Origin of the sequence: Variovorax multivorans (assembly GCF_051216835.1) — a bacterium.
Taxonomy (GTDB): domain Bacteria; phylum Pseudomonadota; class Gammaproteobacteria; order Burkholderiales; family Burkholderiaceae_C; genus Variovorax.
Map to the genome: position 1 here is coordinate 548,397 of NZ_JBPJZL010000006.1, position 21,520 is coordinate 569,916.

Consider the following 21,520-nt stretch of genomic DNA (forward strand, 5'->3'; position numbering starts at 1 on the left):
GCGTTGACCGGCGACGGCGAAGCCTCGGCTGCACCTCTGCCCGGATAGATCTGCGGGCAGCTTGGCGGGAGCGCAGTTATGCGCAGAAGGCTCCGAAGACCGCCTTTGATCATCCTCAAGCTCGAAGAGCAAGTACTGTTCCGGCGGCCGTGGCAGGCCCGGACCGGCCCAGTCCAGGATCGGAAGCGGCTGGCGGCGGGTTCGCGAGATTACGTGCCAGGAGCGCACCTCTACCCATGGGAATCCTGCGGCTTGAAAGGCCGCTTTCTTCTTGGCACTGACTGTGTGCGTGTGCCATACCTCGACCACCAGCAAGATCCGATGGGTGCGTACGCACCTCACGATCAGGTCGGGCACAAACCGGCTGCGTCCGATCTTGAGGGGCTTCTCTGTCTCCACAGCAACCGCTGTGGCCAAGCTCACCAAGCAGGCAAAAGCACGCCAGGTCACGCCAGCATGGAACAGCCCCATTATTCCTTCGCGAGCCTTTAGCTCCATCGCGAGGCGTCGGATTGCGCGCTGATGCGGCGTACCTTGTGGGTCGGATTGCCGGTGTACTCGCTGGGGGCGCCGGGCCCTGTGCCAGGTGCGTGAGTGCTTCAAAGCGTGCGATGCCATCGGAGGTCCTGAAAGTGTTGGAGCGCCGTATGCTCGATAAGATGACGATCACCGTGCAGTCCGAAACCCTCCCGGAACCCTCCGCGGAGGCTGTGCTTTCACCGCAGGCGCAGGCTGCGGCGGTAGTGCTTGCTTACTTGGGAAACACCCAGCTTGCGGTGAACTACATGGCCTATGAGGTTCTCCGGGCGTTGGCCGTCCAGACCCTGGCCCGCGTACGGGATGGCAAATCCACGGATTTCACGACCCTCAACCTCAAGAGCGCTGTCGCGCCAGATGCCGCAAAGGAAGCCAGCGCGTGGCTGAGCCCGCATTGGACACGCCTGATCGACGCGGAGAGAGACTGGCGCGAGGGCATGATCGAGGCAGCCCGGCGCGGAGGGCACCAATTCATCCCGAAGCTGGAAAAGCTTCAGGGCAACCCTTCGATCTATCGAATTCAGGGAGAACCCCTTCCCGAAAAAGCGGTTCCCGAGGCCATCCCGGAGGTGCCTGCGGGTGGGATCTACTACACCCCCGAGAGTGTTTCGGCCCCTGGCGCGTTCCTGAACAAGGCGTTGAGAGCCGGTGCCATTCGGTGGTCGATGGCAACTCGCTGGTCGATCATGCTGGTCGTCATGTCGACATTGATCGGTGTGCTCGCTGTGGTTTGGGGCCTGTTTTACGTGGGCCTGCGAATTTCCCGGCCGCTTAGTCCCGCCGATTTGACGCTTACAGCGCTTGTGCTGCTCATGGTGATCTATGTGGCGCAACTGTTCCGATTTCTCGGGGAGCTTTTCGAGCTGCGCATCGTGATGGCCCCGACATTGCTGGCGCCCTGGTCCAAGGACAATGTGACACTCGAATTGCGACCGTCGTCCGAAGACAGCGTCGGCGAGTTGGTGTTCGCCCGCTACTCGTCCACGTGCCCCCTTTGCAATGCGAGTGTTGTCCTGTTCGACGGCGACAAGGAATTTCCGGGGCGGATCGTGGGCCGCTGCAGACGCTCGGCGCGCGAACATGTCTACAGCTTCGATCCTGCTCGCAAAATCGGACGCCCGTTGCGCGAAACGGCAATCTGACCACGCATCATGTCTCGCCAATACCTCGATGTCCCATACCGTTCCAAGGATGCCGCAAAGGCGCTTGGCGCGCGCTTCGACGGCACGGTCAAGCGCTGGTACGTCGAAGCCGGCGTCGACCTGGTCGCGTTCGGTGCCTGGCTGCCCGCAGACACCGCACCATCTGCTGGTGGTTCCACGGACGTTGCGCTCGCGGACACGGCAACTGCCGGTGGCTACCAATGCGCTAATTGAGAAAATTGTCCACGGTAGTTGAGAAAACTCGACGAAGCGCCGAAACCGACACGCTACTCCCGTTCCGCCGGGCCCTTCCCCCTTGAGCCGGGGCATGCTCCATGCCGCCATTCCAACTTAACGAGATTTACAAACTTTCCGAATCACCGTATCCTAGAGCCTCGTATCGAAGCATTTGTTCTTTGGTACTTGGAGGCTGCAATGCTTACTTGGTCTGAACCCGGCGCGCCCACTACGCCGTCAATTCCATCTGACAGAGACTTAGCTCATTACCAAATCATTCGCCGCAATGGGGCAGTCGTCCCCTTTGAGCCGACTGAAGTCGCGGTGGCGATGATGAAGGCTTTCTTGGCAGTGCATAAGACTCTCGGGGTAGATGGTTTAGAGAGCAGATTCCGCGGGCTCTGGCAGTCGCGGTGGCCTGAACTTTCCGAGTTCGTCATTTTCTGGGCCGAGAGGCTGATGAGGGTGAGGCAATTTGTCGCGGAGCTGGGCATCCGCTACCTTTCCCATACCCGCCAGGCCCTAACTCGACGAGCTATTTGCAAAGCCCGAGCGAGCACCGCCGTGCTTGAAGTGAGGGGCTTCTTTTGTGCAGCCAAGGCAAATCTGCGCAACGCGCCTTGATGCGGCGAAATTTCTCTGTTGACCGAATGAATCCTCCTCAAATTTCCTCATCCCGAGCCACTTCAAGCGCTAAAGCGAATGATTCCGTCACAAATGTGTATGCGCCGGCCTCACAAACGACCGCCCTGCTGCAGTCGGGGGCTCAATTTCGACGCGAGCGCATCGAGGCTGCCGACATGATTTCGACGGATGACGCGGCCAGCGTCGCAGGAACAACTCGCGTCACGATCAATGCCTGGATCAAGGCAGGTCGATGCATCGGTGTTTCGAATCTGCGTCGCGGATTTCGTTTGCCGCGATGGCAGTTCGAGCCGTCTATCTGGCCGGCCCTCAAGCACATTTCGGCGAACCTGAATACGAACGATGGCTGGCGACTGCTCGCGTTTCTTGAAACGCCGCGGGAAGCTCTCGACGGGCAGACCCCGCGCGCGGCCCTGGAGCAGGGCACCGCACTTGAACGCATACTGAAACTGGCAACGGCTGAGGCTCACTGACCTCAAGCAATGAACTTCAAGAATTTCGAACTTCCATATGTAGAACTCCCTTTACAAGAACCTTGGTACCGGATTCAGCGGACTCACGCGCTTCCTGTGAGCGCGCGCGTGAACGGGTTCATTCTTGCGCCGGCGGGTACGCTGGACGGCCGTTTTGATTTGATCGACGACGTCACGGCTTATCTCGCAGACACAGAGGAGACCGCGCTGTATGAGACGCGCTTTCGGCGTGAACTCATGGCCTGCAGCCTGTCGCAGCTTCGCGGGTATTCCGCTGTTTGTTTCAAGAGTGAGCGGCGCTTGCGGCTCGTGGACCTTCGTGGGATGGCGGAAAAATTCCCAGGTCTGCAGTCACCGCGGCATGAAAGCACGCAAGCTCTGGCCAGTGAATGCAGGAATGCCGCATTGGACGGCATCATTTACTCGTCAGCGCAGCATCCGCAACATGTATGCATCTGCCTATTTCGACAGGGAATGCCCAAGATGAAAATGCAGTCGTCAAACCCTCTCGTAGAGCCCAGCACAAATGCACTACGTCCGGCAGTTTTGCGGGCTGCAAAAGGATCCCTGCTGCCTTGGGTTCCCTAGTCGCACGTTACAGACGGTTGATGCCGCACACCAGATCGGTTGCTCTTGGCGCGAAACGGTAACCTGAACGCACCATGTCCCGCCAGTACCTCGACGTTCCCTACCGCTCCAAGGATGCCGCGAAGGCGCTCGGCGCGCGCTTCGACGGCACGGTCAAGCGCTGGTACGTCGAGGCCGGTGTCGACCTGGTCGCGTTCAGTGCCTGGCTACCTGCGGCCGCCGCGCCAACTGCCAGCGGTGCTATGGACGTCGCGCTCGCGGATGCGCCGGCGTCCGGCATAGCCACAGTCAAGAAGGGCATCCCGCTTTCCCGCCTGCTCAGCGGCGTCGGAGCCGCGGTATCCCAGGCCTTCGCCAGCGGCGTCTGGACACTGGTTGAGGTCAACGAAGCCAGCGTGCGCAATGGCCATGTTTTCCTGGAGCTCTCTGAACGAGACATCGCGGGGCAACCCATCGCCAGGGCACGAGCCATGATCTGGGCCGGCACGGCCTCGCGCATCCTGCCCGACTTCGAAAAAGCCACGGGCGCAGTGATCGGCGCAGGCATCAAGCTGTTGGTGCGAGCGAAGCCGGTCTTTAAGGCGCAATTTGGCCTCAGTCTCGAGATCGATGCGATCGACTCCGATTACACGGTCGGCGACCTTGAAGCCCGAAAGAAGGAGATCCACGCCCGACTCAAGCAGGAAGGCGTGTTCGACCTCAATCGTCGACTCTCACCCCCCTGGGACTACCGCGTCGTTCTCGTCATCGCGCCACAGGAGGCCGCCGGCCTTGGAGACTTCAGAAAAGAGGCCGAGCGGCTGGAGCGGTTCGGCATCTGCCGCTTCATCTATGCGCACAGCCGCTTCCAGGGCGAGGGCGCAGCACGCGAGGTGGTCGCGGCTGCATCAGACGCGCTCCGTGAGCTGGGAGAAGCCGACCGCCCCGACGCGATCGTCATCATCCGCGGTGGCGGTGCAGTGAATGACCTCGCTTGGCTCAACGACTACGAGCTTGCCCGCTTCATCTGCGACCAGGACATTCCAGTCCTCACGGGCATTGGCCATGAGCGCGACAGCACTCTGCCCGATGAGGTGGCCCATGCCTGCTTCGACACACCCAGCAAGGTCATCGGTGGCATCGAGCTGCAGATCTCGCGCCGTGTGCGCGAAGCCCGTTCGGCTTGGGATGCGATCCTTGCGGCCGGCACGCAAGCTGCTCGCACCGTCCGTCTTTCCGTAGAGCGTAGCGAAGCAGGAATCAGGGCGGATGCCCGTGAGCATCTGGCTCGAGCGAAACAGGAAAATACGGCAACCCTGAACACGATCGCAGTCGGCGCCGTGCGGCGCGTCCATGATGCCTCGCGACAAAGCCTGGCCCTGCTGAACGAGGTGCGCGCTGATGCAATGCAAGCCGTCGCAACGGCCAAGCAGGAGGTGCCGGGCTTGATGACCGCTATTCGCATCGATGCGCTCTCGAACATCGGTGAGGCACGATCCGCTACGGGCCTTGCGCTCAACACCGTCGTCGATCGCACGGCAGCAGCCACGCGGACGGCCGCGCAGGCTCTGGATAACCGCCTGCAGCGGGTGGCGGAGCGCGCAGTAGGCGTTGTGCAGCAGGCCAGCAGCAATGCCCAGGCGCTGATGCGCGAGGTGGCAGGACAGGGTCCCGAGAAGACATTGACACGTGGTTTTGCGATCGTGCGTACCGGTGGGGGAAAACCGGTGACCTCCAGCGAGAAAGCCCAGGTTTCGCCGACGCTCAATATTCAGTTCAGGGACGGCTCGACTGAAGTACGAACCATCCCTACCAAAGGAAAGAAGTGACGATGGCTCAGAGAAGTTTCAAGGACGCCTATGGGGTCCTGCAAAAGCATGCCGAGACCTTGCGTGATCAGGATGAGCCCAACATCGATGACCTGCTGACGATCGTCACGGAGTCCGTCGACGCATACAAGGTTTGCAAGGAGCGCATTGATGCGGTGGAAGCGGCGCTCAAGGCCGCATTGGACGGGGCCGGCGTTGGAGCAACGACGCCAGGCAACGCCGCGACCGAGAGGGCTGCAGATGCGCCTGCAATGAGGGCACCTTTCAGTGGCCGGCCGGGGCGAGCGGCGCCCCCTCCTGCAGGAATTGAATCCGGCGACGATGACATACCCTATTAGCGGCTGGTAGATCCAGCGAGAAATTTCGCCTTCGAAACGAAAGTCAGCTGGCTCGCCTTGCAGGAGATCGTCTTGAGAAACGGGCTGACGATGAAGCGGTTAAAGGCTGGAAGAAAGAATGAGACAAGCAGATTTTTCCCCCGACACGATCAGACGCTTGAAAGATCGTGTCGCTCACCAATGCTCTTGCTGCGATGTGGCAACAACCGCCGCAGGCCCGGGCAGTCGACGGGTCAGCACGATCGGCAAGGCGGCACACATTCATGCTGCCATGTCTGGTGGGCCTCGATTCCTGGACTCGATGAGCTTGGAGGAGCGTCGCTCCATCGACAACGGGATTTGGTTGTGCGCATCGTGCCATGATCGTGTGGACACCAATGCCGACCTCTTCCCTGCGGAACTCCTGCGTCGTTGGAAAGAAAACGCGGAGGAACGAGCTCGCAGTCGACAAGGTCAGCGCTTGATAACCGATTCCGACGCTCAGCAACTCGTCGTAGCAAGCCTGGGTGGCGCCCCTCGACATCTTCCGCGGAATGCCGTTGCTCAGCTTATTGGGGCGATGGAGTTGGAACTGCAATCAATGGATCCGCGCTTCGATGTGCGCACCAGCTATGCCGACAATGTCTTCACTCATTCGATCAGCGCCAAAGAGCCTATGCGGGTGTCATTCACCCTTGATGCAAATGCGGCGCCAGATGGAGGAACAGCGCTGCGTGAACTAATGGACCACGGTAGTCCCGTGAGCCTTCCGGCTCACGCAGTGTCAAGCAGCGGTTCACCCCTCATCTCTCGCATTTTTGAATCGGCTGCTGAATCCGGTGGAGTGCTAAGGCTTGAACCACGCAACAGGTCTGCCACGCTCAAGCTAAGTCTCAAGCACCCGGAAGACGGAACGATCAAGCCTCTAGACGACATGACTGGAACTGTCGCTGTCGGGCGACGGTCATTGACGTACCAAGGCATCGGATTCGATGGGCTGCTGAACCTCAGCTTCCGTAAGCACTTCGAGGGCGATGTCGCGATCGATCAAAGCACCTTCTTTCTTGATGTAGACAAATGGAACGGCCTGGACGTTCGCACATTGCCGTATATAGACAAAGCGGCGGAAATCTTCCAGCTCTTGAGCAAGGGATGGAGGCTCGAAATGGCCCTCGAGATCCAGGGGCGGCAACTGCTGCGCGGCTCCCTCAATGAAAGCGAGGGACTCAAAGGCTACTTCAAGGCAGTCAATGCCTTGCTGTCGTACTCCCGACGCGTAGGGACTCTTGCCAGGCACTTGGAGGCACGTGTTCTGTTCTCCTCCGCCGTTTCATTCACGCGCGACGAACACGAGGCCTTGGCAGAAGCGGTTGACATCCTTGAAGGCGGGATTTCGCTCGGCGATGGTAGTGAGATACAGCCAAAAAATTGTAGGATCCAAGTGAAAGATGCACAGGTAGCCAGACTTCTTCGCGATGAAGATGTGCCGACGACATTCCTGCTGGTGGCTGAGGAGGCCGAATCGATCTGCGTCTTCGGATGCGAGCTGACGCTTCCGCTAAGACAGCTGTACTTCGAGGGCGCAAGAGTCGTTGTGGCTGGTGGCCCATCGGTCGTGCGCGTCGGCGCACAAGTAGATATCGATCTTCACCCGACAACAGGATCTCGCTGCACATGGCGATACGACGTTCCTGCTTTCGGTCCGTGGGGCTCTGCACACGTGGAGTTTGATATTCCCTCATCGACTGGGGAACACCCAATTTTCGATAGTCCCCATTCATGAGTTCCGTCGGACCTACCGCGGACAGCCAAACTTTCGCCAATGCGCGAACAACCGGGTTGGTGACGAATGAGTCACGCAGATATCTGCACGAGGACGAGATCGATGCAAGACGAAGATGAGGAAGATCTGTATGCGGCGCTATGGCTACCGTCCGGCTTCCCCATGGCAGACCTGCTCAAGACTTGCAACCTGCTTGCCGAAGCCGACGTGTGCGTCCCGGGCTATGTCCCACCTCCAGTCGGGCTGTATCACCCGCATGGATTTTTCTACAAGCAAGACTTCGAAGGCATTCAGACTTGGCTCCTGCCGGATAGAAATGTAGCCTCGCGGCTCGCTCAGCTGGCTCAAGGAGCGGCTGTACGCGGCGATCAGCAACTCCGGATCGCGGCGGGACTGCTGGCCTTTTCGCAATGTCTGCACATCGAAGCGGAACCGTCGATCGCTTTCCATGAATTGGCGCACAAGCAAGGCAACGAGGAGGCGTGGACTGAACTGGGCTGGTTTCGTGCTGCTAACAACGCCGTGTCCCAAGACCTGCTGGACCTCGCATTAGGGCGACAGGATGTTCTCTCTGGTCGATACGAAGCTCACATGGTGAATCCAAAGCTTGACCTGGCAAGGCCAATCAAGCGTTGGAATCGGAACTACATCATCGCCCTGAAAATGCTCGAGTTGGAGCAGTTGTCGCTTCTTCCCATTGATCGCGTGCTCCGCCTGTTCAATTGGATGCGAGACGACTTCATGTTCGGTGGTCCCGCGGCTTTGATGGCCAGCGTCTACTTCGCACCAAACTCTCCCCCGAAGCGACGAGTTTTCAAGGACAAGAACTCCCTTGACCGGGAGGCTGCCATTGCGGGTGTGCGAAATGCCGCATGGGACCTTACGCATCTAAGTGAGTTCGTGCGGCGGGTCAACGAAGAAGGCCGCGATGGTAAGACACGCTACCTCTTCGCCAGCTTCGACAAGCATTTGCGAAAGATCGCAAAGCTTCTCTTTGATTTCGAGACAGACCGGTCCAGAGACGAAGCGCTGCCAGAGGCACTTTCTCAATGGTGGGGCAGCTCAGATGCGCAACGGATCGCCGCGGAGATGCGCGGCCATCTCGATCACATCAGGTCCCCGCGATGGAAGGCAAAGGTCGCCCCGCGTCCGGACTTCATTGGGGAATTGATACGTGAAGGCGAAGACCGTCTTCGAGACGCCGAGCCGAGAGGGAATGCATAGGCAAAGGTCTCTTTGCGCAAGGCGTGCGAAATAAGCACGAGGCACGCGCGCCCAGACAACTACGTCCAGAATCGCACAGCGTCCCGGTAATAACGAAGGGGAGGAAATATGGACGATCCAATCAGCAAGCCGACGATAGATGGCCTTTCCAACGACGACGCTCTGGACTTGATTGCGCGCCTTGTGGATCAGGCGGACGACGAGTCCAACCCGGACCTGGTTGACGATTCACTCAAGCTTGCGGATGAATTGCAGGCTCGTGGTCTTGTTCCAGCCGAGATGGCGCTGCTCGACTACTTCAGGGCAAATGCTTGGGCATGTCGCTACGCGGCGCGACGTAGTGATCGGGCGGCCGTTTGGGACTTCGAACAACCAGAGGTTCGGCAACAGGTGTACCTGCTGCGTCGCGCGATAAACAGCCCGGGCGTCGATGCAATGGGCGTATTCCGCCGCTGTCAGATACGCACCAATCTCGGCAACCAGCTCGATACCCTTGGACGCTTCGTCGAAGCCCGGGCACATTGGAGTGCAGCACTCAAGATGGATCCCAAGTTCTGGATGGCGCGTGCCAATCGAGGGCGAGGATTGATGCACTATGCTGTGGCGTTGTACGACTCTGGACACGCCGGAGTCTTCGCACTTCATGCCTATCGCGATCTGACAGAAGCAGTGGCTCTGATCGGTAAGCATCCTCATCTTGGCGACAGCACGCTGATAGAGTACTTTGCGCGTTGCGCACAGCAGATCTCGGATCACTACGACGTTGAAGCGATCGGACAAGCACACAAGCCGGATGGCTGGGACATGGGCGGGGAGTGCAACGAACGCGAATATCGGCTCTGGTGTCTGTGCAACGTGCTTTTCCTGAACCCATTAAACGATGTCGAAGCAACTTCGATTGCAGCCCAGGACATCATGGGCGTACCGGACTTCGTCACGCCAATTGGAGAGCCTCCCATCGTGACTGGGATGTTCAATGAACTCAAGCAGGGGTTCGTATCGGCACGCTGGCTTCTTTGGGAAGGAGTCGAATCGCGTGAGCCGCATTTCTCCGATCGCGGAGTCCTGCTCTACAACACGCTCGACTATCCCGCCTACGGGCTGGCGACGGAGAAGGTGAAGATGGCGTTTCGCATGGCCTATTCGACGCTCGACAAGATTGCCTATTTTCTGAACCACTACCTCGCGCTGGGCATTCCCGAAAAACGCGTCAGCTTCAGGACCATCTGGCGAGAAAGAGAGAGGGACACCGACCCAGTGCGGCAGACCTTCGTGAAATCAGAGAACTGGCCCCTGCGTGGCTTGTTCTGGTTGAGCAAGGATTTGTTCGAGGAAGACATGCGGGACTCGACGGAGCCTGAGGCGCGTGCCCTGGCGGAGCTGCGCAATCATCTCGAGCACAAGTATGTGAAGGTCCACGAGATGCTCTTGCCTCCAGGGCCAAGCGGAGGGTTATTTCATGACACGATGGCTCATTCGATCACCCGTTCAGACCTTGAGTCACGAACACTCCGCCTCCTTCAACTGGTTCGATCCGCTCTCATCTACTTGGCACTGGGAATGCATCGCGAAGAGCAGAGGCGTGGCGTTGGCGATGAAAAATTGCGAGGCGTGATGAAGCTCCATCAGTGGCGCGATGATTGGAACCGCTGAGGATTGTCTATTCCGCGCTCCACGCTGGGCGCCTGGGTGGGCAGTTGTGGTGAAAAGCGGAAGCTCGGGAAGCCGCTACTCGCAGTCGCCGTAATGTGGAGTTTCAAGACGTTCAGCTTGGCCACTCGCATGGTCGCGCTTCGGCTCTGAGCCGACCTATGTCATGAACTCCACCGGCTGGCGCAAGATCGTTGTGAGTGTCTGGCCAACTCATCTTGATTCCCGCCAGCGGGCCTAGGAGCATCGTGTTCACTACTCCACTTATTTCTTGGCGGACACGTGAACACTATCGAGACCGTGAAGGGAGACTGGCGCCGCAGGCGTCGTCATACCGATGAGTTCAAGGCGAACCTGGTCGCCGCCTGCTCTCAGCCCGGCGTGTCGATCGCCTCGGTGGCATTGGCCAATGGCATCAATGCGAACCTGTTGCGCCGCTGGATCGAGCAAGGCGGTCAACGGTTGCCCAGCGCCGATTCGATCAAGACGACTGTCGACATGCCGCGGGATCAAGCCAAGGCGGTGTTCGTGCCCGTGCAGCTCGACGCCACGCCCTCGCCGACAGCATCAGACATTCACATCGAACTCAAGCGCGGCGCGACCACAGTGGTCGTGACTGGCCATCCAGTGCCGCCGCGGCGAGCGCTGCCTGGCTTCGCGAGATTTTGCGTTGATCCGCGTCGAGTCCATTTGGATGACGTGGCAGGCCGCTCTCATCCTTGGAGGGAGAGCGGCGATCTCTTGCCGTGCAAGCGCCTCCAACGAAATCGACCCGACTTCTTGCCGCCTACGTTAATAAATCAACATGCTCGCGAGCTTCAAGCAAGAATGTACGTAAGTTCACGGAATTAGCGAATTGAAGAGCCACGGAGTACCGCGGGTACTCACCTGCATGTGCGGCACCGTTCATGAGTTGATAAGCTTGATAGAACGCCAGCATGATTGCGTGCCAATTAGCAGTTGTATCGTCCATTTTCGCTGCAGGTCTAAGCATCGCGGCAAAGAAGGTCGGCTTTAGTTTAGGCGAGCGTGGAACATCAAAGCAGGATGCAAAAGTTTTGCCGAATGCGCCAAGTTGCTTTGGGGAATTATTCAACGTCAGCTTTAGCAGCCTAGAAACGAGTGAGGTTGCGTCAGTCGCCGCGTTCGGTCGGTACTTCCATTGGTCGAGCACAGCGTCGAGGTTACGCTGATAGTCATCAAGCGCCCGCACGCAATCCGGCACCGGCCCACCATGGGCTGTGTCCATGAACTTCTGCAATGCAGTACGGTTATGCCCCAGCAAATAACTCAGCCGCCCAACAATCGAGGCTTCGAGTTCGAAGGTCAGCTTGGATACTTGCTCTATTCGCGCATCGGCGCAATCGAGCATCCTCTCCTCGGCTGCGAGGCCAAGATCGGCGATATGGAAAAAAGTCTCGCGCCCTGGTAGTACCGGGAACCAGTCCGGCAGCGTTATCGGGGATCCTCCTTGAGGCATCCGAAAATCATCCTTCGCTAACAGCAAAGCCGTTACCCGTCGCACCGTCTTGCTATCAATCTTTTCGAATTCCGACTTGTTTTCATCGAAGATTTCGTGGACATCGGCGAGGACCGCATTCGCACTAAGAAATGTGGGGCCTCTCACCACAAGGGGCACGACGGCTTCTCCATCAATAACCCCTCGTACGCTTTCGGCAAGCTCTGCGCGCGAGCCCATGGAGCATCGCACCCAGAAAATTCGAAGAACATTTCCATCCTTCCAGTCGATCCCTGAAACCAACTCGATGATGCGGTCTGGCGTGTATTCCATGTCCTGCTCAGTTAATGTTCGGCGCTGCGGATCCGGCCAATCTAGCCAGTAGTCGAACACCAGGTTTGACGTTGCCTCCTTGGTCTTGCAGGAAGTTTGCAAGGGATCCGCTCGTCAGTAGCCGCGCAGGAGTCATCCGCGTAGCTGCGCCGAATGGAGCCGCAAGAGCTTCAAAGTTATTGATCGGACAGGCGAAGGCACGAGGATGCTTGCGCGCAATCTCTTGAAGGACGCTGGTGATTGCAGAAAGCCACGGCTCCTGCGTTCGCCCACTTTCACTCAGGTATTCAGCGAGCATGTGGTTGAAAAACTCATAGCGAGGACTCCGCTTGAGCTTCGCCGCCACCAGTCGCTCCTTACCGAAATTGACGAAGTGCGTCGAATCCAATATCTCCCCGTCCATTCGATGATTGTTCGCGATCAACCAATCACAAAAATCGACCATGAGGTTCACGGTCAGATAGGGGTGACCACAGGTCTCCTCGTAGACGCTACTCGAGAACGATGGATGGAAGGGAAGTCTGTCGGTCAACACGCGCTTTAACAGCTGAGTGAACTCGGTATCCGCGGCTCCTTCAATGTGATCGAAGAGCGGAAAGTTGTACTGCTTCACCAAGGGGCTCAGTTGATTCTGTGCCGACAGGATCAAGTAGGCATCAGGGCGCTGTCCCATGAAGATCAATAGGTTTTTGGTCGCAAAGGCAACCATCTGGCTCAGGAGAGGAAGAGCAACTTTGAACTTGAGTCCAGATTCGTCACTGACATAGGCGTTCACGATGCCGAACAGGGTCTCATACTCGTCAAGAATGAAGACGACGCGGCGCTGCGGAGCCTCATTGCTTGTCGTGGCCAGAACGCATTCGTCCACGATGCTCTGAAAGAAGTCTGGCTCTATCTCCTCTCTTGCCTTGAACGCTTCCTTCAATCGTCGCTTGAAGATGTTTTGCTCGAGCTGCTGCTTCGGAAGCTGATCCATCGATTGCATCACAACGACTGATCGACCATGCGGATCCGCAAGCGTACTCGCTGCAGTCGTCTTGCCAGACCGACGTATGCTGCACCAAAGATGAATCCCATTGCTGCCCTCAATCTGCTGGAGCAGCCGCTTGACACTGTGACGTTCGACAAGAAACTGTCGTCTGAAGTCAGGATCATCGAGCGGAAACTCACTCGCGTAGTTTCGAGTCATCAATGTCGGATCGCTGGCCTCCACATAGGCCTTCATTTGCGATTCAAGTTGCGCGTAAACGAGTTCCGAGAACTCCTGGACTTGCCCTGAGTCGACCATCACGTCTTTTGCATCTAGGATCCTCTCCTCTCGTTGAAGGTCGACCCAGGACCTCACCTTCTCGCCTAGCTGCCCGACAACGACAACCGCGTGCAGGGATAGAGCATCACTGATCGGCATTTCATGCTCAACAACGCCGCTGAAAAACGTGGAGACGAGGGTTTCATGGCTGACTCCTTCGCGCCGCAGTGACAATGTGATGTCTAGACGCGGTGGTTCCAGCACCGAAACGCGGCATAGCCGAGGAAGAAAGACCTCCTCGCCATGGAAGCGATTGGCAAGGCTCTCTATCGCCAGAAGCGTCGGCAAGATCGTGATGTAGAGGTCGCGGTCTCGGTCGGAAGCCGGGAACTCATCCAACAGGGCTAGCGCATCGCCACCACGACAAAAACCCAAGGGCGCAAGCCAAATTCGCAGACTGCGCTGCAGCAACGTCCACCCCAAGCGCTGTCCAAATCTTGATCTTCCATACCCGCGCAGGATTCCGGTAAGCACGCACGATGCGAGTCCCCAAACAAGCTGTGCGTCTCTTGAAGATTGAACATCGCGGTGCTCCGCGAAAATCAACACTACGTAGTAAAGAAAGTTCTGCAGGCCACTGATACTTTTGATTTCGGCGACCTCCGGCGACAAGCCGCGGCCGACCTGGAACGAGAACCCACGCGTGAAGATGTCTTGTGCGTGAATCGCGAACTCCTCCCCGATACCATCAACTTCGGCGTGCCACTGCGCAGCATGACCCAGCTCGTTCAAAGTTTTGCTGAAGATGAAATGGAGCGCATCACGATACTGGTTCGCCCACTGAAATATGTGACGCTCCCCGAGCTCTTTTAGTAGCAACGCATACTCCTGCCGCAGCGGTAATTGAAGTGCCGGCTCCGTCGGAGGTTTTGAGCTATGGAAAGTTCCAGATGCCACTACACGGATTGCCGGCAGCTTCACCAGTCGTGCGGATAGCGCTTCCGTAAGCAGTCTCTTCTTCTGCTTATAGAAGCGCTCGATCAGACCGGAAAGATCGGGGGCGATTAGAGCTACAACCGAAACTGGAGTGTCTTTTAACAGTACATGCAGCGTGTCATAGGCGTCGTTGATTCGATGGTTGTCCAGCATCGCCGCAATTTCGGTGATCCTTTGCCGGGTCGCTGCGCCCACTGTGGTCATTGTCTTTTCCCTTCTCTTGCTGCGTTGAGTCTTCCGATCTTACGGGCGAGCATCCCTAGCGTTGCCTTGCACGCATTCGATGTCAGCACTACTCGATCCGAGAACTGGGCGCTTCAACTACGTCGAGATGTTTTGCAACGTCCACGCTCTTTGGTCCACAACCGGCCGCCACCCGCTTTCCGACGATACCAAGCACCCAGACAACGACCAAAGGCCACCGTCAAGGCCGTCTCAGCTCGGCAGCGCCTAAACGTCGGCTCGGTGGACATGTGCTTCTTGCCGACTGGTAGCCGGACCCACTGCCGTCGTTCGGAGTGCAGAGCCCTGTCAAATGTCCGACGTTAGGACAGAAATTCACCCAGGACCGACACGATCTGCAGCGACGAGAGTCTCTACATCGATGACTAGCCCAGGATCGAACGCCTTGTTCTCGATCCTGCCGCTCCAGTTCACATAGCCGCGCGGGTTGCACACAACCCGGCAAGAACGGACTCGATAGTCGAACTGCTGATGCGTGTGACCGTGGACCCAGAGCACGGGCACATCAAAGAAATAATCTGGAAGCTCGTTGACGAAAGCGCCTGAGGCCCAGTCATTGGCGTAGCGCTCTGCCAGCGAGCCGCGATGAGGTGCGTGGTGCGTTACAACCACGGTAGGTCCAGCGAACGGCTCCGAAAGCTTGTTTCGTAGCCAGGCGCGCTGCACCTGATGAATTCGTAGCGTGTCGGCCGCTTGAAGCTTTCTTCCCTGCTTGTAGCGCCAGGTATCGGGCTCTGCCGACTCGTCGACTGTGCGGATCAGCGCGTAGTCGTTCAGCAGGTTGGTCGCCTTCTTCATGGCACGCGTGACATCGCTGATCGGACCTTCAGGCGTCTCGATGGAAAGCGCGAAGTCGGTCCACAGCGTCGCGCCGAGGAAGCGCACACCGTCGATCACCAGCTCGTCACCGTCGAGCAAGTGGACATTGCTTCCTTCGGCTTCGCGGCGCGCTTCGGCCAGTGTCGTGTCCAACCGTCCGTCGTAGTACTCGTGGTTGCCAAGCAGGTAGACCACGGGCTTGCCGCGGAAGCGATCCGCCGCCCACTGGACGGCGCGCTTGGCTGGCGAATGAATGTCGCCGGCGAGGATGACAACATCGAATTCGAGATCGGGCGCTGGCTCGAAGGGGGCGAACTCGAGATGGAGGTCGGAATGAATCAGCACTTTCATTGCACAACTCCTTCAAAGCGCGCGCGAAGCTCGGCACTCGCCTTGTCGTCGAAACCAGTGAACGAGCCACACACCACAAGATGGTCCTTGCAGTGGTCGAACTGCCAATAGGCATCGTCGAGCGCAACCCAAGGTTCGTCGACAGCATCGTGGAGCTGGAGCCAGGCAAGGATTTCTCCTTCACGCTTCCTGTACGGCAGTTGAAGGCCAAACCCCGAAGGAGGGGTAGCTCCAACGATGCGGGCCCGGATGTCGCTGGAGAACGGCTTCAACAGCGTCTTATTGAGCAGGTGCTCACGCCAGGACGAACTGATCACGATCTTCACGAACGGAAACTCGCGCAGCAGTGCCTCCAGGCGCGGCAGGAAGCAGAAGTCGGCGCCACCGTTGAGGATGTGATCCTCCCCTTCGGGATGAAGCACGCCGTCGAAGTCGAGGAACAAGATCATCTCAGCTCGCTTACCTCGAAGGGTGGGAACTCGAGGTGAAGATCGGAAAGAACCAGCACTTTCATCGGAGTGCCTCTTCAAAGTGGGTGCGAAGCTCGGCACCGGCCTTGTCGTCGAAGCCTGTGAACGAGCCGCATACCACCAGATGATCCTTGCAGCGATCGAACAGCCAATAGGCATCGTCGAGTGCGACCCAGGGCTCGTCGACCGCATCGTGAAGCCGGAGCCAAGCGAGGATTTCTCCTTCACGATTCCTGTACGGCGGCTGAAGGCCAAAGCCCGAAGGAGGGATGGCTCCAACGATGCGGGTCCCGATGTCGCTGGAGAACGGCTTCAGCAGCGTCTTGTTGAGCAGGTGCTCTCGCCAGGATGAACTGATCACGATCTTCACGAGCGGGAACTCGCGCAACAACGCCTCCAGGCGCGGCAGGAAGCAGAACTTGGCACCGCCGTTGAGGATGTAGTCTTCCCCCTCCGGATGCAGCACGCCGTCGAAGTCGAGGAACAGGATCACTCCGGGCCTCCGAATCCATTCCCATCCAGCGGCCGCGCTAGGTGCGAGCCCATGCCAACGCCGGATGCGCGGAACGGCGCCGCCGCAGTCCTCATACGACACCCCCGTGTTGAATCGCGTTGAGCATTGATCGCACCTTGTTCGAGCCGCCCGCGGCAGCGAACGCTGCTGGCGTTTGGCCGTCGAGCCATTCGTGCGGCTTGTCCAACCAGGCTTGGGCGTCTGCGCCGAACACCTGGGTCGCGAGACCCAGCAAGTCTTGTGCAGGACCTTCCGACCCAAGCTCCCACCGCGGATCCCGTGGCCACGCCAGGTACGAGCCCATGTCGACCCCGAAGGCGCGGAACGACGCTGAGGAGGGCATCAAGCTCTCCCCGACGTAATTAATGGTTTGGTGATGATGGCCGTGCACCACAAACAGGACACCGAGCTTCTCAGCGAGCTCGTCGATCACCCGCCAGCCGTGCGGATGCGCCGAAGGCGCTTCGTGCGTCACCAGGATGTCGGCAGGGCCGCTCCGCAGCAGTTGCTGGTAGTCGGCCGGGAAAATGGAGGAACGGTGCTTGAGGGAGATGGAGTCGCGCCACCGCTCTTCGCGCTTCATGGCTCGGCGCATGGCATCGCTCGACTGGAACGCAGCCTCCTGGATCGGTCGCCGAGGATCCCAGATCTTGCTGCGGAAGATGCCACCCAAACCCGCAACGTTGTAGCCGGCCACGGAGACCACACGGGCATGAAGATTTCGATCCGCGAGATCCGAATGCCACACGTGATCGTGATAAGCCTCTGAATCAGAATCATGGTTCCCAGGTATCCAGTGGACCTCCGTGATGTCTCGGATCGATTGCAGTTCGATATGCAGTGGTTGGCGCGCCTGGAGGTCGCCCAGCAGCACGATCGCCTCAGGCTGAAAGCGCTCGACCGCGGTGATCACGGGTGCGAAGTCGCCGTGGGGGTCGCCGAAGAACATCAGCTTGGGTCTTGGCCGCTCGTGCTCGGATCGCACATTGAGGTCCGATGGGGTGTGAGGTTTCATTTCATGTGCGCCGAAGTGGCGACGAAGCATCGTGCAGTCGCAAACCGTAGGAAGTGCGAGCGCAGTTCCTGGCAACTGTCTTGATCAAACGCGCGCAGAGGATCGGTGAGCACGATCCGTTCAAAGCCCCTTTCAAAGCTCAGTGGCCAATCGTCAAGTGCGACCCACTCTGCCTCGCTGCGACCATTCCCGTCGAGCCAGGCCTGGATCTCCAGTTGGCGCCGGTGGTGGACGACCACGTCAGGGTCAATCTGTGGCGTCGCTCCGATGATTCGATGCCGGAGGTCGGCGCTGAAATAGCGCTGCAGCTGCTCGACGCTTTCGGCCCGCCGCCAATCCGACGAGATGATGACCTCGACAGACTTGAACTCTCGCAGGAGTTCCTCCAGAAGCGGCAGATGACTGAAGAACCGGCTGCTGAACGAATAGTCTGCGCCGACGGGATGAAGCACACCATCGACATCCAGGAACAGCAGATGGCTGGAGCCACTCGCGCAGCCGGAGGCGTTGGGGATCGGCATCGCTTCCACCGTAGATCGACGAGAGGTGCAGGATTCGCTCATCCAGCAAACCCGGCCTGGAACGATTCAAGGAGATTGAGCACATCGGCAGCTCGCCCTTCGGCTACCAGCGACTCGGCGGTCCTGCAATCAAACAGCGCGAGTGGCTCGTTCCTGTACCAGAGGATGGCCGCCTCGAGGTCCCCACCTGAGACCGCAGTCGCGGCAGCCAGCACTTGCTGGATCGTGGGGATAGACTGGATGCCACTCATAGATCGACCACGAGCTCGGGGTTGAACTGCTTGTTCTCCAGGCCGCGGCCATGCTGCAAGTACCCACGGGGATTGCACACCACCCGGCAGTTGCCGACTTGATAGTCAAAGCTCTCGTGGATGTGGCCGTGCACCCAGAGTGACGGCACTTCGAAGAAGGAACTTGGGAGCTCGCTCACAAAAGATGCGGACAGCCAGTCGGACTGATAGTGATGCGCGAGAGAGTTTCGGTGCGGGGCGTGGTGGGTCACAACCACCGTTGGCCCGTCGAAGGGCTCGGCCAGCTTCTGGGCCAGCCAGGCGCTGTCACGCTGGTGGAGCGCCAGCGTGTCTTCGGGTACCAGGCGGCGCTTTCTTGACTTGGCTGCTACCACGGTTGCGTCGGAGGATTCCTGCGCCTCGACCCACCGGATCGATGAGTAGTCGTTGAGACCGACCTTGGCCGCCTTCATGGCCCGCTCGGTGTCTACCAGCGGCCCTGTCTTGGTCTGGATCGGCAGTTCAAAGTCTGTCCACAGCGTGCAGCCCAGAAAGCGGACGCCGGCGATCACGGCCTCGCCGGGTGCCAGGAGGTGCACGTTGCACGAACTCGCGGTGAGCGCCATTTCCTTGAGCGAGGTCTGGAGGACACCTTCGTAGAACTCATGGTTGCCGGGCACGAACACGATGGGGGCTGTCTCCCCAAAGTTCCCCGCCCGCCGGGCCCAGCGCATGGCCTTGGAACCGGGGACGAAGATGTCCCCAGCAAGGATCACTGCGTCGTAGTCGACCTGCGGGACGAGAAAGGTCCCGAACTCGAGGTGCAGGTCCGAAAGGATGAGCAGCTTCACATTGAGGTGTTCCTGTGTCAGCGCTCAAGGCATCAAGATCGCGAGCTTGGCGTTCCAGGCATCGCCGTCGGACTTGGAGGGAACGTTGACGCGGATCGTTGGGCGATCGAAGTCATGGGTCTCGAAGAGGATGTGCACGTGCTGGTAGCGCAGCAGACCGCCTCGGGAATCTTCGATCCATTTGAGCGTCCAGGTTCTGAAGTAGTCGAAATCGACGGTGAAGGCAGACTTGTCGCGAACAACGATGCAAGCCTTGCGCACGTCTGGGTCGAACAGGATGCAGGTTCCTTCCCAATGGCCCAGCATGCGCCAAGGATCGATCGGAAGGAATGTCGCGCCAGACGTTTGGCCTTGCTTTCTGAGCAATTGCTCGCGTCCGGTCTGGATCGAGCGCGGAGACGCAATCCAGGCCCAGTAGAAGATAACCAGTGCGACCGCGAGCATCAGCAGCAATGGGAGTGTCATGGTCGGATATTCCTGTGGCGGTACGGAAACTGCCGTAAAAATCATATCAAAAAAGATACTTATAGTCCGCGAACCGAAAGTCCGCGTACTTATTGGCCGTAGTTCTTTAGGCCGCGTACTCTGAACATCGCGGCATGACTACGAAGACGCGAGCGGTTGCACAGAATCCCCTGGAGGTCTTTGGTGCCGGGGTACGTGCCGAACGCAAGGCCAGGGGCTATTCGCAAGAGGCGTTTGCCGACCATATCGGCATTGATCGAAGCTACATGGGCGGCGTTGAACGGGGCGAACGCAACCTGTCGCTTACGAACATCATGAGGATCGTGACTGGGCTCGAGATGAAACCATCCGAGTTCTTCAAGTACCTGGATGGATCGGGTGGGATACGTGCGAAGTAGTCCTCTGGGTGAATACCGTTGCCGCCCATCGGGCCGATCAGGAATCTGACGAATCCTTGAACGAGGACATGTCAGAGGAGGGCACATCACAAGTCGTCTGCCATAAGTCGGTTATATCTACGATATTTTTTACTATCATTGGCAAATGAAGTATTCTTGCGTCACTGCGCATCCTCGTGCGGAAAAGCACCACCCTCAGAATCATGGCCAACGGCGATCAGATCAAAGCACTGCTCCGCGCCTATCGGGACTCGGATGAGTCGCAGTTGCTGACGCTCGCGCTGCAGATCGCAGCGGGTGAGGCCAAGGCAGGCCATGGCCGGTTGGCCGAGGACATCCGCAAGCTCGTGGATGACATGAAGTTGCGAGGCGCGACCGTCGTGCCCAATCGGCATCCCATCCCGATGGCTCAGCCGAAGGGTGAGCTTGCAGACCTCGTCTCCGTGACGTATCCCGACGCCAGGCTCGAGGACATGGTTCTAACGCCAGCGTTGAATACACGTCTGTCCAGAGTGCTTTCAGAGCAGCGACAGGCTGCTCGCTTGCGCGACAACGGACTTGAGCCGCGCCGGCGTTTGTTGTTTGTCGGTCCACCTGGAACCGGCAAAACACTGGCTGCCGCAGCATTGGCCAGTGAACTGTCCTTGCCGCTTTTCACCCTCCACCTGGAGGCGCTCTTCACGCGCTACATGGGCGAGGCGGCTGCCAAGTTGAGACTTCTGTTCGACAACATCTCGGCGGTGCGCGGCGTATATCTTTTCGATGAATTCGATGCGATCGGGCAACAGCGCGGCACCGACAACGACGTTGGCGAGATACGCCGTATCCTGAACTCCTTCCTGCAGATGATCGAACAGGACCACTCGCACAGTGTTCTCGTCGCGGCGACGAACCATCCGGCGATGCTCGATCAAGCGCTCTTCCGCCGATTTGACGAAGTGCTCCGGTTCCATCTGCCCCGTCCCATCGATGTGGTGGAACTGATCGGAGCCCGACTGCGCAACCGCGCCAGGGATCTGCCGCTTGCTCGGCTGGCGGAGTTTGCGCAAGGATTGAGCTTCGCCGACGTGCAGCGTGCCTGCGAAGACGCGCTGAAATGGGCGCTTCTCTCGGGACGAGATGACGTACAGGAAGCGGACATAAGGCAGGCCCTTCAAGAGCGACAGCAAGACCGTCGGACATTCGGCGGAGAGGAACACTAG

Annotated in this window: 21 protein-coding genes; 12 read left to right on the top strand and 9 right to left on the bottom strand. The window is 58.7% G+C overall.

Annotation, left to right across the window (positions count from 1 at the left end):
* Positions 1-647 precede the first annotated feature (647 nt).
* From ACSFCA_RS18785 to tnpA, 10 genes are all read left to right on the top strand, one after another.
* Positions 648-1,679 (top strand): hypothetical protein, encoded by a 1,032-nt coding sequence (locus ACSFCA_RS18785; RefSeq protein WP_435460235.1) that lies wholly within the window; start codon positions 648-650, stop codon positions 1,677-1,679.
* A gap of 9 nt (positions 1,680-1,688) precedes the next feature.
* Positions 1,689-1,913 carry a DUF5710 domain-containing protein gene (locus tag ACSFCA_RS18790; protein ID WP_435460234.1) on the top strand — a complete coding sequence of 75 codons (225 nt, stop codon included), beginning with the start codon at positions 1,689-1,691 and terminating at the stop codon, positions 1,911-1,913.
* Positions 1,914-2,566: 653 nt separating this feature from the next.
* Positions 2,567-3,034 carry a hypothetical protein gene (locus ACSFCA_RS18795; protein ID WP_435460233.1) on the top strand — a complete coding sequence of 156 codons (468 nt, stop codon included), beginning with the start codon at positions 2,567-2,569 and terminating at the stop codon, positions 3,032-3,034.
* 9 nt (positions 3,035-3,043) lie between these two features.
* Positions 3,044-3,622, top strand: coding sequence for an RES family NAD+ phosphorylase (locus tag ACSFCA_RS18800; RefSeq protein ID WP_435460232.1), 579 nt, complete (start codon positions 3,044-3,046; stop codon positions 3,620-3,622).
* A 74-nt stretch (positions 3,623-3,696) separates the two neighbouring features.
* The gene (gene xseA / locus ACSFCA_RS18805) at positions 3,697-5,430 is read left to right on the top strand and encodes an exodeoxyribonuclease VII large subunit (RefSeq protein ID WP_435460231.1); all 1,734 of its coding nucleotides are present in this window, start codon (positions 3,697-3,699) and stop codon (positions 5,428-5,430) included.
* A gap of 2 nt (positions 5,431-5,432) precedes the next feature.
* On the top strand, positions 5,433-5,768 hold the full coding sequence (xseB, locus tag ACSFCA_RS18810; RefSeq protein WP_435460230.1) for an exodeoxyribonuclease VII small subunit: 336 nt from the start codon (positions 5,433-5,435) through the stop codon (positions 5,766-5,768).
* A gap of 118 nt (positions 5,769-5,886) precedes the next feature.
* Entirely contained in the window at positions 5,887-7,530 is a 1,644-nt protein-coding gene (locus ACSFCA_RS18815) for a hypothetical protein (protein ID WP_435460229.1), read from the top strand.
* 102 nt (positions 7,531-7,632) lie between these two features.
* Positions 7,633-8,754: a hypothetical protein gene (locus tag ACSFCA_RS18820; protein WP_435460228.1), complete on the top strand. Its 1,122-nt coding sequence runs from the start codon at positions 7,633-7,635 to the stop codon at positions 8,752-8,754.
* A gap of 108 nt (positions 8,755-8,862) precedes the next feature.
* Positions 8,863-10,407 carry an LA2681 family HEPN domain-containing protein gene (locus tag ACSFCA_RS18825; RefSeq protein ID WP_435460227.1) on the top strand — a complete coding sequence of 515 codons (1,545 nt, stop codon included), beginning with the start codon at positions 8,863-8,865 and terminating at the stop codon, positions 10,405-10,407.
* Between the two features lie 279 nt (positions 10,408-10,686).
* Positions 10,687-11,256: an IS66-like element accessory protein TnpA gene (gene tnpA, locus ACSFCA_RS18830; RefSeq protein ID WP_435460226.1), complete on the top strand. Its 570-nt coding sequence runs from the start codon at positions 10,687-10,689 to the stop codon at positions 11,254-11,256.
* On the opposite strand, the gene ACSFCA_RS18835 is transcribed toward tnpA, so the two are convergent.
* The 9 genes from ACSFCA_RS18835 to ACSFCA_RS18875 form a co-directional block, all read right to left on the bottom strand.
* Positions 11,192-12,256, bottom strand: coding sequence for a hypothetical protein (locus ACSFCA_RS18835; RefSeq protein ID WP_435477205.1), 1,065 nt, complete (start codon positions 12,254-12,256; stop codon positions 11,192-11,194). The two genes, tnpA and ACSFCA_RS18835, sit on opposite strands and share 65 nt — an antisense overlap.
* Positions 12,204-14,645: a hypothetical protein gene (locus ACSFCA_RS18840; RefSeq protein ID WP_435460224.1), complete on the bottom strand. Its 2,442-nt coding sequence runs from the start codon at positions 14,643-14,645 to the stop codon at positions 12,204-12,206. The genes ACSFCA_RS18835 and ACSFCA_RS18840 overlap by 53 nt, the downstream gene beginning before the upstream one ends.
* Positions 14,646-14,999: 354 nt before the next feature.
* Positions 15,000-15,854, bottom strand: coding sequence for a metallophosphoesterase (locus tag ACSFCA_RS18845; protein WP_435460223.1), 855 nt, complete (start codon positions 15,852-15,854; stop codon positions 15,000-15,002).
* On the bottom strand, positions 15,851-16,303 hold the full coding sequence (locus ACSFCA_RS18850; RefSeq protein ID WP_435460222.1) for an HAD domain-containing protein: 453 nt from the start codon (positions 16,301-16,303) through the stop codon (positions 15,851-15,853). Before ACSFCA_RS18850 ends, ACSFCA_RS18845 begins: the two co-directional genes overlap by 4 nt.
* A gap of 61 nt (positions 16,304-16,364) precedes the next feature.
* Positions 16,365-16,817 carry an HAD domain-containing protein gene (locus tag ACSFCA_RS18855; protein ID WP_435460221.1) on the bottom strand — a complete coding sequence of 151 codons (453 nt, stop codon included), beginning with the start codon at positions 16,815-16,817 and terminating at the stop codon, positions 16,365-16,367.
* Between the two features lie 91 nt (positions 16,818-16,908).
* A complete protein-coding gene (locus ACSFCA_RS18860; RefSeq protein WP_435477208.1) occupies positions 16,909-17,853 on the bottom strand; it encodes a metallophosphoesterase in 945 nt (314 codons plus the stop codon).
* Positions 17,850-18,374, bottom strand: coding sequence for an HAD domain-containing protein (locus ACSFCA_RS18865; RefSeq protein ID WP_435460219.1), 525 nt, complete (start codon positions 18,372-18,374; stop codon positions 17,850-17,852). The genes ACSFCA_RS18860 and ACSFCA_RS18865 overlap by 4 nt, the downstream gene beginning before the upstream one ends.
* A gap of 247 nt (positions 18,375-18,621) precedes the next feature.
* On the bottom strand, positions 18,622-19,455 hold the full coding sequence (locus tag ACSFCA_RS18870; RefSeq protein ID WP_435460218.1) for a metallophosphoesterase: 834 nt from the start codon (positions 19,453-19,455) through the stop codon (positions 18,622-18,624).
* A 24-nt stretch (positions 19,456-19,479) separates the two neighbouring features.
* Positions 19,480-19,920, bottom strand: a complete 441-nt coding sequence (locus ACSFCA_RS18875) for a hypothetical protein (RefSeq protein ID WP_435460217.1) — start codon at positions 19,918-19,920, stop codon at positions 19,480-19,482.
* Positions 19,921-20,054: 134 nt separating this feature from the next.
* Between ACSFCA_RS18875 and ACSFCA_RS18880 the strand changes: the two genes are divergently transcribed.
* Entirely contained in the window at positions 20,055-20,318 is a 264-nt protein-coding gene (locus ACSFCA_RS18880; RefSeq protein ID WP_435460216.1) for a helix-turn-helix domain-containing protein, read from the top strand.
* A 203-nt stretch (positions 20,319-20,521) separates the two neighbouring features.
* Entirely contained in the window at positions 20,522-21,520 is a 999-nt protein-coding gene (locus ACSFCA_RS18885) for an AAA family ATPase (protein WP_435460215.1), read from the top strand.

Excerpts from the sequence above, each read along its gene's own strand:
- ACSFCA_RS18850 (WP_435460222.1), bottom strand. The coding sequence starts at position 16,303 with ATGATCTTGTTCCTCGACTTCGACGGCGTGCTTCATCCCGAAGGGGAG.
- ACSFCA_RS18865 (WP_435460219.1), bottom strand. The coding sequence starts at position 18,374 with ATGCCGATCCCCAACGCCTCCGGCTGCGCGAGTGGCTCCAGCCATCTG.
- ACSFCA_RS18840 (WP_435460224.1), bottom strand. The coding sequence starts at position 14,645 with ATGACCACAGTGGGCGCAGCGACCCGGCAAAGGATCACCGAAATTGCG.
- xseA (WP_435460231.1), top strand. The coding sequence starts at position 3,697 with ATGTCCCGCCAGTACCTCGACGTTCCCTACCGCTCCAAGGATGCCGCG.
- ACSFCA_RS18845 (WP_435460223.1), bottom strand. The coding sequence starts at position 15,854 with ATGAAAGTGCTGATTCATTCCGACCTCCATCTCGAGTTCGCCCCCTTC.
- ACSFCA_RS18860 (WP_435477208.1), bottom strand. The coding sequence starts at position 17,853 with ATGAAACCTCACACCCCATCGGACCTCAATGTGCGATCCGAGCACGAG.
- ACSFCA_RS18800 (WP_435460232.1), top strand. The coding sequence starts at position 3,044 with ATGAACTTCAAGAATTTCGAACTTCCATATGTAGAACTCCCTTTACAA.
- ACSFCA_RS18790 (WP_435460234.1), top strand. The coding sequence starts at position 1,689 with ATGTCTCGCCAATACCTCGATGTCCCATACCGTTCCAAGGATGCCGCA.
- ACSFCA_RS18785 (WP_435460235.1), top strand. The coding sequence starts at position 648 with ATGCTCGATAAGATGACGATCACCGTGCAGTCCGAAACCCTCCCGGAA.
- xseB (WP_435460230.1), top strand. The coding sequence starts at position 5,433 with ATGGCTCAGAGAAGTTTCAAGGACGCCTATGGGGTCCTGCAAAAGCAT.
- ACSFCA_RS18825 (WP_435460227.1), top strand. The coding sequence starts at position 8,863 with ATGGACGATCCAATCAGCAAGCCGACGATAGATGGCCTTTCCAACGAC.
- ACSFCA_RS18820 (WP_435460228.1), top strand. The coding sequence starts at position 7,633 with ATGCAAGACGAAGATGAGGAAGATCTGTATGCGGCGCTATGGCTACCG.
- ACSFCA_RS18795 (WP_435460233.1), top strand. The coding sequence starts at position 2,567 with ATGAATCCTCCTCAAATTTCCTCATCCCGAGCCACTTCAAGCGCTAAA.
- ACSFCA_RS18885 (WP_435460215.1), top strand. The coding sequence starts at position 20,522 with ATGGCCAACGGCGATCAGATCAAAGCACTGCTCCGCGCCTATCGGGAC.
- ACSFCA_RS18815 (WP_435460229.1), top strand. The coding sequence starts at position 5,887 with ATGAGACAAGCAGATTTTTCCCCCGACACGATCAGACGCTTGAAAGAT.
- ACSFCA_RS18875 (WP_435460217.1), bottom strand. The coding sequence starts at position 19,920 with ATGACACTCCCATTGCTGCTGATGCTCGCGGTCGCACTGGTTATCTTC.
- ACSFCA_RS18880 (WP_435460216.1), top strand. The coding sequence starts at position 20,055 with ATGACTACGAAGACGCGAGCGGTTGCACAGAATCCCCTGGAGGTCTTT.